Genomic DNA, 15,443 nt, shown 5'->3' with positions numbered 1-15,443 from the left:
GAATAACTTCAACATTATGAAAATCAGCGGATTCGGAAAGGTCTGGAGTGTAGCACTACAAATTGCTTTGATCGATATAAACGATCAATAATGTGATATTTGATAGTTTAAACTTATTGTTATATTATTAATTGATCGTTGTTACCGATCAATTGAGGCTACTGATTGCTGAGTGGGTTGGGACAAAAACGGTACACACAAAGCTTTGCATCGGCTTGCAAAGCTTTGCATGTTTTTCGAAGATGGGGCGAGTGAGCGCCGTGGTAATGGGATAACTTGTTGTTAGCTCAGGTAGTTCCAGGAACATCTAAGCCGTGGGTCGCAGGTTCGAATCCTGCAGGGCGCGCCATTTAACCTCTCAAAATTATGTTAATCCGTAAGCTTCTGCGGGGGCGACGTTGTGCCATCCGCAGTACGTGACGCTAATATGCAAATAACTAATTGTGTTTAATCTGTTTATGGTGCTCCTCAGCCTGGATCTCATGGGCGAAAGAATGGGCATTATTCATCGATTGATGGATGACCATTGCTTTTTCATAGTCGTCCATTTCAGAAAAGGGTGTCGCATTTTCCGCAGGAGTCGGGGCGCTGGTTTTCTGTGTCTAAGCCATTTGCTGGTGCGCGAAGGCGTCACCGTTATTCATCATCTCATGCGCCGTGGCGGATAATTGGCGAGATTCCATTTTCTCTGCGGCTTTTACGCCAGCTGAAATAAAAAAACGACAGCTAAAAGGGATGTAAACTTATTCATCTTATTTCTCCGGTGTGGGTTAATAAGAGAAATAATAAAACAGTCGTTGGGGCTGGCGCGTGACAGGATAATGACGATTATATCAGATTATTTTGCTGGCTAGTGATAGCGCCTTTCACTATCGCTACAGTTCAACGGAGGTGTTTGGGTAATGTCAAAATAAAACGAGTAGCGCGCGTATCGGAGGTGACAGAAACTTTTCCCTGATGCGCAATGACGATGGATTTTACAATTGCCAGGCCTATACCGCTGCCTTCCCCTTTACGCTGGCGGGAGGGATCAACCCGATAAAAACGATCGAAAAGGCGCGGCAAATGTTCCGGCGCGATTGGCATACCGGGGTTTTCAACAATAATATGTATCTGGTCGTCCGCTTCTTTTATCCGAAGAGTAATGGTTTTACCTGGCGGCGTATAGCGCATCGCATTAGAGAGTAAATTACTGATCGCTCTGCGCAGCATGATGGGATCGCCGGTGATTCAGCAGGCGCGGCCTTCAAAGCGCAAGCTCCCAACACCTTTTCGGCAGAAACACTCAATGAGGCGCTCTACCACGGGGCGGTGCTCCGGGTGCGGCCAAAAGCCATGACGGTAGCGGTGATTATCGCCGGTCTGCTACCTGTTTTATGGGGGACCGGCGCGGGTTCTGAGGTGATGAGCCGTATTACCGCGCCGTTGCTGTCGCTGTTCATCATTCCGGCAGCCTACAAGCTGATGTGGCTGCGCAGGCATCGTCGCCTTGCGGCACACGTTTATCGTCCGAGCGCGTTGGCCCGTTTGCGGTACTCGCCTGGTGTACAACCGAATTCACGGACAAAAGCTTTGTGAAAAGAAGATTCGCTCGCATAACCTACCGACTCGGCAATCACCATCACCGGCAGCGCTTCACGCGACAGGGTCTGGGCGGCGATTTGCAGGCGCAGCGTTGTTAACACGGCTAAGGGCGTCGTAGCGGACACGTCGCGAAATAGCTGGGCGAAGCTCGCCCGCGACATGTGTACCCGTTGCGCCAGCGTTTCGACCGTCCAGGGATGCGCCGGTGTTTCCAGCATGTGAAGGATCACGCGGCCCAGCCGGGGATGCAGCAATAAATTGAGCACGCTTTTCGCCGTGCCAGCCTGCGATAGCCAGTCGCGAACGGCGAGGGTAAACAGCGTGGCGCACTGCTGACTGTATAAGACATCAGCGCCGGGTAAATGGTGTTCTGACTCCTGCTGTAACAGCAAAATGGCGGCGTTAAGCCAGATACTGGCGGGGCTATGCGGCGGCGGGGCAAGACATAACACTTCCGGCAACGCGGTAAGGAAATAACGTGACGTCGTGTGCAGACGTAGACTACCGCAGACGATATGTGTCGGTGCTTCGCCAGACTGACGCAAACGGTGGGCGGAGTTTTGCGGCAGAATCACCACCTTTCCCGGCGTAAGCGTCATGGCGTCGCCGGTAGGCATTTCCAGTTGCGCTTCGCCCTGCGTAACGGTATGCCAGCGAATCACCGATAGCTCGCCAGCGGCGTGCGGCAACTGCCAGTCGCCGCCTAACGGGCAATTCTTGTCGATTGAGCCCTGAGGGGCGTTAAGCGTCAATAGCCGACTAAGCGCATCCATATAGACTCCAGAACAGATTTATTTTCAAAAATAGGGATCACCATTTCTGTCTCTGTTCACTATATTTCGGACTCAATGTCATTTCTACTCTTGTTTTTGCTAACCGCCAATTTAGACGATAAGACAAAAAATGACGCGTTGCGGATAACTCTGTCCTTTTTGACGTTATTTATACTTGTCCTGACAAACAGATGGTGATTTGGCGGAGAAAGAAGATGACACAGTATCAGGCGCTCATTATTGGTTTTGGCAAGGCAGGAAAAACGTTGGCGGCAACTCTGGCGAAGACGGGATGGCGCGTGGCGATTATCGAACAGTCCGCCAGTATGTTCGGCGGAACCTGCATCAACATTGGCTGTATTCCAACGAAAACGCTGGTGCATGATGCGGAACGTGAGGGCGATTTTTCTGTCGCCATGCAACGTAAAGCGGCGGTCGTAAATTTTTTACGCGACAAAAATTTTCATAATCTTGCCGACCTGGACAATGTCGATGTGATTGAGGGAAGGGCGGAGTTTATTGATAACCATACCTTACGGGTATTTCAGGCGGACGGCGAGCGGGTGTTACGGGGAGAAAAGATCTTTATTAATACTGGCGCAGAGTCGGTGATCCCGGCTATTACGGGCTTAACAACGACGGCAGGGGGGTTCGATAGCACCGGGCTACTCAGCCTGAGCCAGCGTCCGGCGCGGCTGGGGATTTTAGGCGGTGGTTATATTGGCCTTGAATTTGCCTCAATGTTCGCCAACTTTGGTACGAAGGTCACTATCTTTGAAGCAGCGCCGCAATTCCTGCCTCGTGAAGATCGGGATATCGCGCAGGCAATTACCCGTATTTTACAGGAAAAGGGCGTCGAGCTGATTTTAAACGCCAACGTACAGGCCGTATCCTCAAAGGAGGGCGCGGTACAAGTAGAAACGCCGGAAGGCGCGCATCTTGTGGATGCCCTGCTGGTGGCGTCGGGGCGAAAACCGGCGACGGCTGGCTTACAGTTGCAGAACGCCGGTGTGGCGGTGAACGAACGCGGCGGGATCATCGTGGATGATTACCTGCGTACCACGGCGGACAATATCTGGGCGATGGGCGACGTTACCGGTGGGTTGCAGTTTACCTATATTTCACTGGATGATTTTCGTATTGTACGCGACGGGTTATTGGGAGATGGCAAACGCAGTACCCGCGATCGCCAGAACGTCCCGTATTCCGTCTTTATGACGCCGCCGCTCTCTCGTGTCGGGCTGACAGAAGAACAAGCGCGGGCAAGCGGCGCAACGGTGCAGGTGGTGACATTACCGGTGGCGGCGATCCCTCGCGCCCGTGTTATGAACGATACCCGTGGCGTACTAAAAGCGGTAGTGGACGTGAATACGCAGCGTATTGTAGGGGTGTCATTGTTATGCGTCGATTCTCATGAAATGATTAATATCGTTAAAACCGTTATGGATGCAGATTTACCTTATACGGTGTTACGCGACCAGATATTTACCCATCCTACAATGAGTGAGTCTTTAAACGATCTCTTCTCTCTCATTAAGTAAAACATAAATAACGTAGCCCTGTTAAGCAGGGCTTTTTTTTGCCTGTCAGGCTATAAAAATACGCCAGGACAAATATGCTGGCGTCTGAAAGAAAAGGCTTTAGTCAGGCGTAACGTATTATAACACCATTGAAATAACCCACGACTGGAAATCTCGATGTTAAAAGTTACCACACTTATTGCTTCATTATTGGCTGCGCCGCTGGCGTTTTCCGTCTCCGCCCAGCCGCTAACCGACGTTGAATATATCAGCGTTTCTGCGGTGTCAGCAACGCCGTCAATGCTTGAAGACGCTATTGCCAGACTGGCGCAAAGTAAACAGGCGTCGTCATGGAAAATTACGTCCATGCGTATTGATAATACGGGTTACGCCACTGCGATATTATATAAATAAGGAGAGTCTGAGATGGATAAATATCTTCGTCTGTTAAGTCAGGGCGATCGGCTGGGATTAACATTAATTCGCTTGAGTATCGCCATCGTTTTTATCTGGATTGGACTACTAAAATTTGTGCCCTATGAGGCAGACAGTATTACCCCGTTTGTAGCGAACAGTCCGTTTATGTCTTTTTTCTATGAACATCCGGAAGAATATCGTCAGCATCTGACTCATGAGGGCGAACTAAAACCGGAGGAACGCGCCTGGCAAACCGCCAATAATACGTATGCGTTTTCGGATGGTCTGGGCGTGGTGGAATTGATTATCGCGGCGCTGGTACTGGCTAACCCTGTCAGCCGCTGGTTAGGGCTGGCAGGCGGCGTGCTGGCATTCCTGACGCCATTTGTCACGCTGTCGTTTTTAATCACCACGCCGGAGGCCTGGGTTATGCCGCTGGGCGATGCGCATTATGGTTTTCCGTATTTATCGGGCGCCGGGCGGCTGGTATTAAAAGATACGTTAATGCTGGCAGGTGCGGTGATGATCATGGCGGACTCCGCCCGTTCGTTACTTTTACAGCGACAGTAGCGACCCTCTTACCCTCTTTATGCCGCGATTCGTCGGGTGGCGCTTGCGCCATCCGACAATGTGTTGATGAATGATGGACTACCCTGACAGAAGTTCCTGTTCCACCTGTTGAACCTGCGCCTCCAGCGTATTGCGAATTTCGGTTAGCGCCCGTTCCTGCTCGGAGAAATAGGCTTCCTTATCCGCAACGGAAGAGGCGAGCCGCTAGGCGTTTTCCGTTTCCAGTTGCGTTATCTCTTTCAACAGCGCGTCGATTTGCGTGCGGAGCTGGCGTATTTTATGGCGCAGATGTTCCAGATTATTTAGCCTGTCGCTTGCCATCATCGGTTCCAGGCCGCTTTGCAGCTGCGTCAATAACGCGCGAATTGCCGCCAGATCGGCATTCTGCCGCGCCTGATTAAGCTGTACCATCATCTGGTGCGCTTTTTCTTTCAATTCATCGGCGACCACATCCGGGTGACACAGGCGGCTGGCCTGACGCCACAAACGTTTTAATTCATTGCGTTCGTCAGCCGACAAACGTTGATCGCGGGCGTAGCGGAATTGCGCTTCCTGCTGCTGCTCCCGGTACTGGTGATAGTCCTGTTCCGCATTTTCCTGCGCCTGGCGGAATGCGCTGTCGTCCTGATGGGAAAAATCTGCTTCCAGCTCGCGAATTTCCGCCAGCAACGCGGTGATTAACTCCGTCTGCTGCTGGATTCGCTGACGGATGCCCACCGCTTCGCGCGAGGCGGCATTCAATCCTGTCCACTGCTGTTTTAGCGTTGCCAGTTGATCCACGGCCTGGGAAATAAATTGCAGGCAGGATTGATAATCCTTTTCCCGGCGTTTTATTTCGGCTTCTTGCTTACGCTGCATACTCACCGCGAGCTGTTTACGCAACTCCAGAATACGGCTCATCAACGGCCCGAGACGCAGATGATAGAGGTCGTTGAAATCGTCGAGGATTTGTACCCGCGCATTTCGTTTGTCAATCAGATCGCGAAGTTGGGCTTCAAGCGCTTTCAGCTCCAGCTTACTGGCGGCAATAGAGGGATCTTGCCACGTCGAGAGCGCCCGTTGAGCCTGTAGCCAGGCGGCGATCTCTTGCATGGCGTCACTGAATCGACGAGCTTCAATCGCCTGGGCAATCGCGCTGATTACGGCATCCTGCGGCTCATTTTTCAGGTAGATGAGCTGCTGACGGATAATCTCTTCGTCCTCAAGTTCGATGGCGCTTTTGATGATCTCTAAACGTTTGATGATCTTATTCATGACGTTGATGCCTGGCGTGGCTCAAAAACGGATAACAGATACCAGGTCTGATTCACCTTTTTGAAAATACTGAAAAAATACTAAATATATTCTGTAGGGTGTCGTACTTTTCGTCCAGAGTTATTCACATATTTTATACTCGGCGTCTGTCACCCGTAACGTTCTATATCGGCGCGCACTCTTTTCTTTTTACTCCCCGCGACATCTTTTTTTACACGATAACGTTAACGTCCGGAGTTGAGCCTTGACAAACGATTGCGCCTTGCGGCAGCGAGAGCGAAATGTTAAAAGGTGCCCCTCAATAAAAACGATACAGGGGTAGGACGTGAAAAACGCGTCAACTGCATCCGGCGCCAGCGTGTCGGATGCCGCGTCGAAGAATGAACCGACGCTTCAGCGGGGGTTGCAAAACCGCCATATTCAGCTAATTGCGCTGGGCGGCGCCATTGGCACCGGACTGTTTCTGGGCATCGGCCCGGCGATTCAAATGGCGGGGCCGGCTGTTTTGTTGGGCTATGGCGTTGCCGGGATTATCGCTTTTCTCATTATGCGCCAGTTGGGTGAAATGGTCGTGGAAGAGCCGGTTTCCGGATCGTTTGCCCACTTCGCCTGGAAATATTGGGGGCCGTTTGCGGGCTTTTTGTCGGGCTGGAACTATTGGGTCATGTTTGTGCTGGTCGGGATGGCGGAGTTGACCGCGGCGGGCATCTATATGCAGTACTGGCTGCCTGACGTACCAACATGGGTATGGGCGGCGGCGTTTTTTATTATCATTAATGCCGTGAATCTGGTGAACGTTCGTCTGTATGGCGAAACGGAATTCTGGTTCGCGCTGATTAAAGTGCTGGCGATTATCGGCATGATAGGTTTTGGTCTGTGGCTGCTGTTCTCCGGCCACGGCGGCGAACATGCCAGCATTGATAACCTCTGGCGTTATAACGGTTTCTTCGCTACCGGTTGGCATGGTTTGCTTCTGTCGCTGGCGGTGATTATGTTTTCTTTTGGCGGACTGGAGCTGATCGGCATTACTGCGGCGGAAGCGCGCGATCCGCAAAAAAGCATCCCGAAAGCGGTGAATCAGGTGGTATACCGTATTTTGCTGTTCTACATCGGTTCGCTGGTGGTGTTGCTGGCGCTCTATCCGTGGGTAGAGGTGAAATCCAATAGCAGCCCTTTTGTGATGATCTTCCATAATCTGGACAGTAATGTGGTGGCTTCGGCGCTGAATTTCGTTATTCTGGTCGCGTCGCTTTCGGTGTATAACAGCGGCGTTTATTCGAATAGCCGAATGCTGTTCGGCCTGTCCGTACAAGGCAATGCGCCGAAATTTTTAACCCGCGTCAGCCATCGCGGCGTACCGGTGAACTCGCTGATACTTTCCGGAGCGATTACCTCGCTGGTGGTGCTGATCAACTATCTGTTGCCGCAAAAAGCGTTTAGCCTGTTGATGGCGCTGGTTGTCGCGACGCTATTGCTAAACTGGATAATGATCTGTCTCGCGCATTTACGTTTTCGCGCGGCGATGCGTCGTAAAGGGCGCGAGACGCAATTTAAGGCGCTGTTCTATCCCGCCGGAAACTATTTGTGCATTGCGTTTCTGGCGCTGATTCTGGTGTTAATGTGTACGATGGACGATATGCGATTGTCGGCGATTTTGCTGCCGGTATGGATTGTATTCCTGTTTATCGCGTTTACAGTTTTGCGCCGTAAGGCTCATTAACTTTTTTGCCCGATCCCATGCTCATGCGATCGGGCAATCCATTAATGGCGCAATGTCCCTGACAGCGCGCGAATATCGCTGCCGGTCGGCGTCTGATGAATACGCAAGCCAAACTCTTCCACCACGGCAAAAATATGGTCGAAAATATCGGCCTGAATGCTCTCATATTCCAGCCACACGACGGTATTGGTAAAGGCGTAGATCTCTATCGGCAAACCATGATCGTCAGGCGCCAGTTGGCGTACCATCAGCGTCATGTCTTTACGGATGCGCGGATGGTGGCGTAAATATTCGTTCAGATAGGCGCGAAATGTCCCGATATTGGTCATGCGGCGGTGATTTAAGGCTGATTCCGGCGCATCCAGTTGTTTATTCCATTCATCGATTTCCTGATGACGGCTGGTAAGGTACGGCTTTAACAGTTGCGCGGTTAACAGCCGCTGTTTTTCATCATCATCCAGAAAATGGATACTGGTCGCGTCAATATTAATGCTGCGTTTAATCCGGCGTCCGCCGGACGCAGACATGCCGCTCCAGTTTTTGAATGAGTCGGAAACCAGCGACCAGGTGGGAATGGTGGTGATGGTATTATCCCAGTTGCGTACTTTTACCGTGGTTAAGCCAATATCAATGACCGCGCCATCTGCGCCATATTTCGGCATTTCCAGCCAGTCGCCTAGTTTGAGCATATCGTTGGCGGAAAGCTGGATACCGGCAACCAGGCCAAGAATCGGGTCTTTAAAGACCAGCATTAATACCGCGGCCATCGCGCCCAGCCCGCTGATTAAAATTGCTGGTGACTGGCCAATCAGCAGTGAGATCATCAGAATGCCGACGATAATTGCGCCGATGAGCTTAATACCCTGAAATATTCCTTTTAGCGGTAACTGAGAGGCGGCGGGCCATTTTTGCGATAGATTGAAAATCACGTCCAGCAAGGAAAATAACGACAGCAGGGCGTAGGTCATAATCCATAACTGCGCGCAGGTCGTCAGGATATCCGCTGCCTCACTGCCTTTTTGTAGCCAGAGCGCGGCCTGAATATTGACAATGATGCCTTGCAGCGTAAAAGCCAGACGATGGAATAATTTATTCTGGGTAATAATTTGCAGCCACAGGCGGGAACTGGCGATGGCGCGTTTTTCGAAAGCGCGCAGTACTATCCAGTGCAAAATAATATGCACGACAACTGCTGTCAGAAAAATAATACCAAATATCACCACCAGCGACGTGGTGTGATTCATTTCAATTCCCGCTAAATCTTCTACCCGGGATATCAATTCCTGCATAATCTCTCCTTTATAAACAGCAGCCTATGATGACTGCTGAATGGCATTTATGCAAATCAGGACGCCTGCGCTTCAGGCATAATCAGCAACAGACGGGTAAAAGCGCCTCTGGGGTTATCCATACGCTATATTTTATCCAGCGCCCTGTAAACGTCGTTATTTTACGCGGTTCCCTCTTTTTGAACAGGCGCCAGTCCGTCAACAATGAATGAAAACTTTTTAACCAGAATGTTTAAAACGATTGCAATATCTCTGTCGGATAATGATTAGCACCGTCGTACCTATCAACAATAACATTAAGGAACATCGGATGACCCAAAAGCGTACCCTGCTAAAATACGGCATACTCTCGCTGGCGCTGGCCGCGCCATTATCTGCCTGTGCGTTTGACTCTCTTACGGTAATTGGCGATAGCCTTAGCGATACCGGAAATAACGGTCGCTGGACCTGGGATAGTGGTCAAAATAAGCTCTACGACGAACAGTTGGCCGAACGATATGAGCTGGCATTAAGCCCTTCCAGCAATGGCGGTTCTAATTATGCCGCCGGCGGCGCGACGGCGACCCCGGAATTAAACCCGCAGGATAATACCGCGGATCAGGTACGGCAGTGGCTTGCCAAAACGGGGGGAAAAGCCGACCACAACGGTTTGTATATTCACTGGGTCGGCGGAAACGATCTGGCGGCGGCCATCGCGCAACCAACCATGGCACAGCAAATAGCCGGTAATAGCGCCACTAGCGCGGCGGCGCAGGTAGGGCTGTTACTGGATGCCGGCGCCGGGCTGGTCGTGGTGCCAAACGTACCGGATATTAGTGCGACGCCAATGCTTCTGGAGGCGGTAATCGCCGCTGGGCTGGGCGCAGCGGCGCCCCCGGCGCTAAAAGCGGCGTTAGATGCGCTGGCGGAGGGAGCTACGCCCGATTTCGCCAGTCGGCAACAGGCGATCCGCAAGGCACTGCTGGCGGCGGCTGCAACGGTAAGCAGCAATCCATTTATTCAGCAACTGCTCGTTGAACAACTGCTGGCGGGCTATGAAGCGGCGGCAGGGCAGGCGTCAGCTCTGACCGATTATTATAATCAGATGGAAGAGAAGGGGCTGGAGCAACACGGCGGCAATATAGCCCGTGCCGATATCAACGGCCTCTTTAAGGAAATTCTTGCCAACCCGCAGGCGTTTGGTCTGACAAATACCGTAGGTATGGCCTGCCCGCCGGGCGTATCCGCTTCAGCGTGCTCCTCGGCAATGCCTGGATTTAATGCGTCGCAGGACTATCTGTTTGCCGATCATTTACATCCCGGTCCGCAGGTCCATACCATTATTGCGCAATATATCCAGTCGATCATTGCCGCGCCGGTACAGGCGACATACCTGAACCAAAGCGTTCAGTCGATGGCGCAAGGCAGTCGTACCACGCTTGACAGCCGTTATCAGCAGCTTCGCCAGGGGGAAAATCCTGTCGGTTCGCTGGGCATGTTCGGTGGATACAGCGGGGGATATCAACGTTATGATAATAATGAGGCCGACGGGAACGGTAATCATAATAATCTGACGGTTGGCGTCGATTATCAGCTTAACGAGCAGGTACTGCTGGGAGGGCTGATAGCCGGTTCTCTGGATAAGCAACATCCTGACGATAATTATCGTTATGACGCCCGTGGTTTTCAGGCCACCGTATTCAGCCATTTACGCGCCGGTCAGGCGTGGCTGGATAGCGATTTACACTACCTGTCCGCTAAATTCAGTAACATTCAACGCAGTATAACGCTCGGTGCGCTAAGACGGGTGGAAGAGGGCGAAACCAACGGTCGGCTGTGGGGCGCGAGGTTAACCAGTGGTTATGATTTTGTCATGATGCCGTGGTTAACGACCGGACCGATGCTGCAATATGCATGGGATTACAGCCACGTTAATGGTTATAGCGAGAAGCTCAATACCAGTACATCAATGCGTTTTGGCGACCAAAACGCCCATTCGCAGGTGGGTAGCGCGGGTTGGCGTCTGGATCTCCGCCACAGCATCATTCACTCCTGGGCGCAGATTAATTATCGCCGTCAGTTTGGCGATGATACGTATGTGGCGAACGGCGGCCTTAAATCGACCGCGCTGACGTTTAGCCGCGACGGAAAAGCGCAGGATAAAAACTGGGTTGATATCGCGATTGGCGCAGATTTTCCGCTGTCGGCAACGGTGTCCGCTTTCGCCGGGCTGGCGCAAACGGCAGGGTTAAGCGATGGCAATCAAACCCGTTATAACGTTGGGTTTAGCGCCCGATTTTGATGATACGCCAGGGAGGGCCAACTCCGTGGTGACAATATCGCCATCGTAGGCGCAAACCGGTGTCACGCCGTTTTCTCCTTCATCCAGATAGGGGTATCCAGATATGGCAAACGGCGTGCCAGTTTTAAATATTATTTATTTTCAATAGGTTGAGAGAGGGAGTTAACACTAGCGATGTAAAACCTGGCACTTCGCGCTATTAATCATTGGGGAACCTGGCAGAAAGGTGAAAAAAGCCGGACGGGCGTCCGGCTTAGGCAGGGGATTAAACTTCCGTCAGTGTGGTTTCAAGCGGCAGACGTGATTTCGGCAGCCCGGCGTTGAAATCCTCGACGCTATGATGGCCGACCGGCACCACGACCAGACTGGTATAGCCTTTTTCTTTCAGACCAAATTCAGCGTCGAGCACCTCGGCGTCGAAACCTTCAATGGGGACGGCGTCGAGACCCATCGCGGCGACGCCCAGCAGAAAGTTGCCGACGTTCAGATAAACCTGCTTCGCCATCCACTGGTGGTCATCTTTCAGCGAGACGCGGTGCATATCGGCGAAAAAGCGGCGACCTTTATCATTTGCCGCTTTAGCTTCCGGCGTAGCGAAACGGCCATCAGCATCTTCCTGATTGACGACGCGCTCAAGCCATGCGTCATCCATTGCGGTTTTGGCGCAGAAGACCACCACATGGGAGGCGTCCAGCATTTTGCGTTCGTTGAACGTGTAGTTTCCGGCAGCGGATTTTGCTACGCGCGCTTTGCCCTCTTCCGTACTGGCGACAATAAAGTGCCACGGCTGGGAATTGGTGCTGGAGGGGCTGTACTGTAGTAGTGTTTTTATTTTATCCGCTTCTTCGGCGGTCAGTTTTTTGCTGGGATCGAACGCCTTAGTGGAGTAGCGCTGTAAGGCGACAGAAACGATATCCATAAATGCTCCTGGTTGGTTTAGTACCCTTTTGTATCAGCAGGGTACCGGGTTATCGGTAAAAAGATAAGGGAGGAAAATGCGGAAACGGTTATTGCATCAGCGCGGTCGCAGGCGCAGTTGCTCTCTTTTAGGCAGCCCGTCTACGACCAGATTCCATGAGTCATTTATCAAATCGTTGAGTAGCGAGATGGTGATATCCTCGCCCGCATAGACTGAAATCCAGTGTTTCTTATTCATGTGATAGCCAGGCGCAATGCTGGGGTAAATTTGTTGATTTACCAGGGATTTTTGGGGATCCGACTTCAGGTTCACCACTGGGCGACAGTGATGTTCAGTGAACAGCATGAATATTTTGCCGCCGACTTTAAACACATCGTACTGTGGGCCGAAAGGCCAGCAGTGTTCGGTAAAAGGCAGTTCCAGCGCACAGCGTTTTGCCCAGGCGTGCAGTGTTTGACCGTCCATTATTGCTCCTCGCGAGTCAGCGCGCGCCACATGGCTTCGAATCCCAGCGCAATATATTCGCCAGCGCGAGCGGGATCGCGCGCGGCGAAATCCATTGTTGTTTCAGCCAGCGCCAGAAAAAGGCCGTCGCCGAAGGCGCGGTACTCATCCGACATAAACACCATCAAAACGGAACGATGACATAAATCGCGCAATTCGGGGAACATATCGTCGGCCCGTTGTTCCGTCTCTTTGGTGAGCTTTTCGCTGACGGCCAGTTGACGGATCGCCCGATGGCGCGCGGGATGGTTCAGACCCCAACTGATGTAACTGTTCCAGATAAAACGGGTCATCATTTTGGCATCGGTAATGGATCGATCCAGCTCCATTATCATTGACTGGCAGAGATCCTGCTTTAAATGCAAATACAACGTGTTAATCAGCTCATCTTTGGTCGCGAAATAGCGAAACAATGTTCCTTCTGCAACACCTGCGTTACGCGCAATCACCGCCGTTGAGGCGGCGATGCCGGATTGCGCTATCGCCTGGGTTGCCGCTTCCAGTAATGCTTGTTTTTTGTCTTCACTCTTCGGACGAGCCACTACACGTTACCCTTATGTCTGTAAAAACATGATTGAATCATGCCCGTTGTCGCGTCGCAACGGTGAATGTCAACCTTTGAAAAGTACCTTGACGGCGTATCTTTGCTTTCTATAATGAGTGCTTACTCACTCATAATCAAGGGCTGCCGCATGAAGTGGTAGAAAAGCCTATTGCAGGCCATGCGATAAGCCGTCTCACAATTTGTGTGGTTATTACTATGCTTATTGCTGTTGCCGTAAATGTGCGGTGCGGGAGCCGCTGACGAGTTTGATAGAGGGGAGAGCACGATGACCATTTCCGCTCAGGTTATCGACACGATTGTCGAGTGGATTGATGATAATTTGAATCAGCCGTTACGTATTGATGATATTGCCCGTCATGCGGGGTATTCCAAGTGGCACCTGCAGCGCCTTTTTATGCAGTACAAAGGGGAGAGTCTGGGGCGCTACGTGCGTGAACGGAAGCTAAAACTGGCGGCGCGCGACCTGCTCGACACCGACCAGAAGGTGTATGATATTTGTCTCAAGTATGGTTTTGATTCGCAGCAAACCTTTACGCGCATTTTTACCCGCACGTTCAACCTGCCGCCAGGCGCTTATCGTAAAGAAAAGCATGGCCGTACGCATTGAAATGTTTAATCGGCCAGCGAAAACCAGCGCCGCCAGATAAAGCGAATGACATAATATTCCAGCGCGCCGAGCAACAGAAACCATAAACAAAACAACAAAGTATAAAGCTGGTTGAGATCCATAAGATGAAAGATCCCGACCAGTTTTTGCGCCAGCGCAAGGCCGAGCGAAGGGGCGGGCAGCAGCAGGCTGGAGAGCAACGCCATCAGCAAAATACCGGCAGCGGTCATCAATGATTCAAGCGGGTGTTTCATGGTTTTGTTAAACGTAAGTTAAAACGCCATTGTCCGGGATATCGCCTGGTAAGGCAAATATGCTGTCTATTGTCCCGCCCAGATTTCACAATGTTTTTGTACCAGACCTATCAGCGATCCGCCGTCGGCAATAAACTCCCGCATATATTGCGCTTCGTTACCGCCTTTTTTCACCTGCAGACGTAGCGCGTCAATGGCGCTGTCGGCGCCCAGCTTGCGCGCAGAGGGGGTAACGTTGTCCAGCAGACGCAGCGTATCATCTGCCAGGCGACGGCGGTCGCCGGTATAGGCATCGGTTAGCACGCCCTCCAGACCATAGCGGCAAGCCTGAAAACGGTTGAATTTATATAACAGATAGTCTTGTTCCTGCGGTTTAAAGGGACGCTCGGTCAGCAGCCAGTGCGCGGTCGCCTGAATCAACCCTGCCATATTGATGGCATGATCAAGGGTGAGCGGCGTATCCATCACCCGAACTTCTACCGTGCCAAAGGCCGGGCTGGGGCGGATATCCCAGTGCAAATCTTTGATGCTGTCGATCATCGTGGTGTAAGACAGACGGCGAAATAGTCCGGCAAACTCTTGCCAGTTACTGACCCACGGCATGGGACCGTTATCGGGAAAAGCGGAAAAAATATTCAGGCGCGCGCAGGCAAAACGGGTGTCAGATCCTTGCATATAGGGAGACGCGGCGGAGAGCGCAATAAAGTGCGGCACAAAATGCGACAGCCCGTGTAAAAGATAAATCGCATCGTCGCCGTTCGCGCAGCCGACGTGGACATGCTGACCGAAAACCGTCGCCTGTTGAATTAAGTAGCCGAAATTTTCCAGCGTGCGTTGATAGCGCTCATTATCACAGACCTCCTGACGCTGCCATTTTTGAAAAGGGTGCGTACCGCCGCCGCAAATGCCGAGATGGTGTTCCGACGCCGCCTGTAAAATAACGTGCTGCATAGCAGAAAGTTGGGCCGCCGCCTGGTCAATATCGCGGCAGACGCCCGTGGCCATCTCCAGCATACTTTCGGTGATATCGTGCTTAATTTCTCCTGCGGTGAGCCGGGACTTAACGGCGTCAATCAGCGTAGAAGAGTCCTGACTTAAATCGTAGCCAGGTGGATTGATCACCTGCATCTCCAGCTCAATACCAAGCGTATAAGGTTCAGAAACGTGAAAATCATTCAGCGCCATA

Annotated in this window: 13 protein-coding genes and 3 pseudogenes; 7 read left to right on the top strand and 9 right to left on the bottom strand. The window is 51.8% G+C overall.

Annotated elements, in window-relative coordinates; translation table 11 throughout:
• Positions 1-882: 882 nt before the first annotated feature.
• Positions 883-1,257 (bottom strand): annotated as a pseudogene (locus ACLJRU_RS14500) (ATP-binding protein); the annotation flags it as partial.
• A gap of 3 nt (positions 1,258-1,260) precedes the next feature.
• Between ACLJRU_RS14500 and ACLJRU_RS14495 the strand changes: the two are divergent.
• A pseudogene (locus tag ACLJRU_RS14495) lies at positions 1,261-1,485 on the top strand (efflux RND transporter permease subunit); the annotation flags it as partial.
• Positions 1,486-1,502: 17 nt separating this feature from the next.
• Here the strand turns inward: ACLJRU_RS14495 and rclR are convergent.
• Positions 1,503-2,357 carry a reactive chlorine-specific transcriptional regulator RclR gene (gene rclR / locus ACLJRU_RS14490; protein WP_001539390.1) on the bottom strand — a complete coding sequence of 285 codons (855 nt, stop codon included), beginning with the start codon at positions 2,355-2,357 and terminating at the stop codon, positions 1,503-1,505.
• 215 nt (positions 2,358-2,572) lie between these two features.
• Between rclR and rclA the strand changes: the two genes are divergently transcribed.
• From rclA to rclC, 3 genes are all read left to right on the top strand, one after another.
• Complete coding sequence (gene rclA / locus ACLJRU_RS14485) at positions 2,573-3,898, top strand: reactive chlorine resistance oxidoreductase RclA (protein ID WP_023234716.1); 1,326 nt, start codon at positions 2,573-2,575, stop codon at positions 3,896-3,898.
• A 156-nt stretch (positions 3,899-4,054) separates the two neighbouring features.
• A complete protein-coding gene (rclB, locus tag ACLJRU_RS14480) occupies positions 4,055-4,291 on the top strand; it encodes a reactive chlorine resistance periplasmic protein RclB (protein WP_000922173.1) in 237 nt (78 codons plus the stop codon).
• Between the two features lie 12 nt (positions 4,292-4,303).
• The gene (gene rclC, locus ACLJRU_RS14475) at positions 4,304-4,864 is read left to right on the top strand and encodes a reactive chlorine resistance membrane protein RclC (protein ID WP_000362177.1); all 561 of its coding nucleotides are present in this window, start codon (positions 4,304-4,306) and stop codon (positions 4,862-4,864) included.
• A 78-nt stretch (positions 4,865-4,942) separates the two neighbouring features.
• Here rclC and ACLJRU_RS14470 read toward each other — a convergent pair.
• Positions 4,943-6,118, bottom strand: a pseudogene (locus tag ACLJRU_RS14470) (DNA repair protein).
• A gap of 325 nt (positions 6,119-6,443) precedes the next feature.
• Between ACLJRU_RS14470 and pheP the strand changes: the two are divergent.
• Positions 6,444-7,838 (top strand): phenylalanine transporter, encoded by a 1,395-nt coding sequence (gene pheP / locus ACLJRU_RS14465; RefSeq protein WP_000786288.1) that lies wholly within the window; start codon positions 6,444-6,446, stop codon positions 7,836-7,838.
• Positions 7,839-7,879: 41 nt separating this feature from the next.
• On the opposite strand, the gene ACLJRU_RS14460 is transcribed toward pheP, so the two are convergent.
• Positions 7,880-9,127 (bottom strand): mechanosensitive ion channel family protein, encoded by a 1,248-nt coding sequence (locus ACLJRU_RS14460; protein WP_001156973.1) that lies wholly within the window; start codon positions 9,125-9,127, stop codon positions 7,880-7,882.
• A 310-nt stretch (positions 9,128-9,437) separates the two neighbouring features.
• Here ACLJRU_RS14460 and ACLJRU_RS14455 point away from each other — a divergent pair, with 310 nt between their 5' ends.
• A complete protein-coding gene (locus ACLJRU_RS14455) occupies positions 9,438-11,408 on the top strand; it encodes an autotransporter domain-containing esterase (RefSeq protein WP_011264215.1) in 1,971 nt (656 codons plus the stop codon).
• Positions 11,409-11,673: 265 nt separating this feature from the next.
• Here ACLJRU_RS14455 and nfsB read toward each other — a convergent pair whose 3' ends face one another.
• The 3 genes from nfsB to ACLJRU_RS14440 form a co-directional block, all read right to left on the bottom strand.
• Positions 11,674-12,327, bottom strand: a complete 654-nt coding sequence (gene nfsB, locus ACLJRU_RS14450; RefSeq protein WP_000355883.1) for an oxygen-insensitive NAD(P)H nitroreductase — start codon at positions 12,325-12,327, stop codon at positions 11,674-11,676.
• 96 nt (positions 12,328-12,423) lie between these two features.
• Complete coding sequence (locus tag ACLJRU_RS14445; protein WP_000348996.1) at positions 12,424-12,792, bottom strand: MmcQ/YjbR family DNA-binding protein; 369 nt, start codon at positions 12,790-12,792, stop codon at positions 12,424-12,426.
• The gene (locus ACLJRU_RS14440; protein WP_000113609.1) at positions 12,792-13,373 is read right to left on the bottom strand and encodes a TetR/AcrR family transcriptional regulator; all 582 of its coding nucleotides are present in this window, start codon (positions 13,371-13,373) and stop codon (positions 12,792-12,794) included. Before ACLJRU_RS14440 ends, ACLJRU_RS14445 begins: the two co-directional genes overlap by 1 nt.
• Before the next feature lie 288 nt (positions 13,374-13,661).
• Here ACLJRU_RS14440 and ACLJRU_RS14435 point away from each other — a divergent pair, with 288 nt between their 5' ends.
• Positions 13,662-14,003, top strand: a complete 342-nt coding sequence (locus tag ACLJRU_RS14435) for a RamA family antibiotic efflux transcriptional regulator (protein WP_000155631.1) — start codon at positions 13,662-13,664, stop codon at positions 14,001-14,003.
• 5 nt (positions 14,004-14,008) lie between these two features.
• On the opposite strand, the gene ACLJRU_RS14430 is transcribed toward ACLJRU_RS14435, so the two are convergent.
• Positions 14,009-14,257, bottom strand: a complete 249-nt coding sequence (locus ACLJRU_RS14430) for a DUF1158 family protein (RefSeq protein ID WP_000682497.1) — start codon at positions 14,255-14,257, stop codon at positions 14,009-14,011.
• Between the two features lie 66 nt (positions 14,258-14,323).
• Complete coding sequence (locus ACLJRU_RS14425; protein WP_001196915.1) at positions 14,324-15,442, bottom strand: YbdK family carboxylate-amine ligase; 1,119 nt, start codon at positions 15,440-15,442, stop codon at positions 14,324-14,326.
• Between the last annotated feature and the right edge of the window lies 1 nt (position 15,443).

The sequence above is a fragment of the Salmonella sp. SAL00653 genome (genome assembly GCF_046552515.1).
GTDB lineage: Bacteria > Pseudomonadota > Gammaproteobacteria > Enterobacterales > Enterobacteriaceae > Salmonella > Salmonella enterica.
This window is presented reverse-complemented; position numbering and strand designations above follow the sequence as displayed.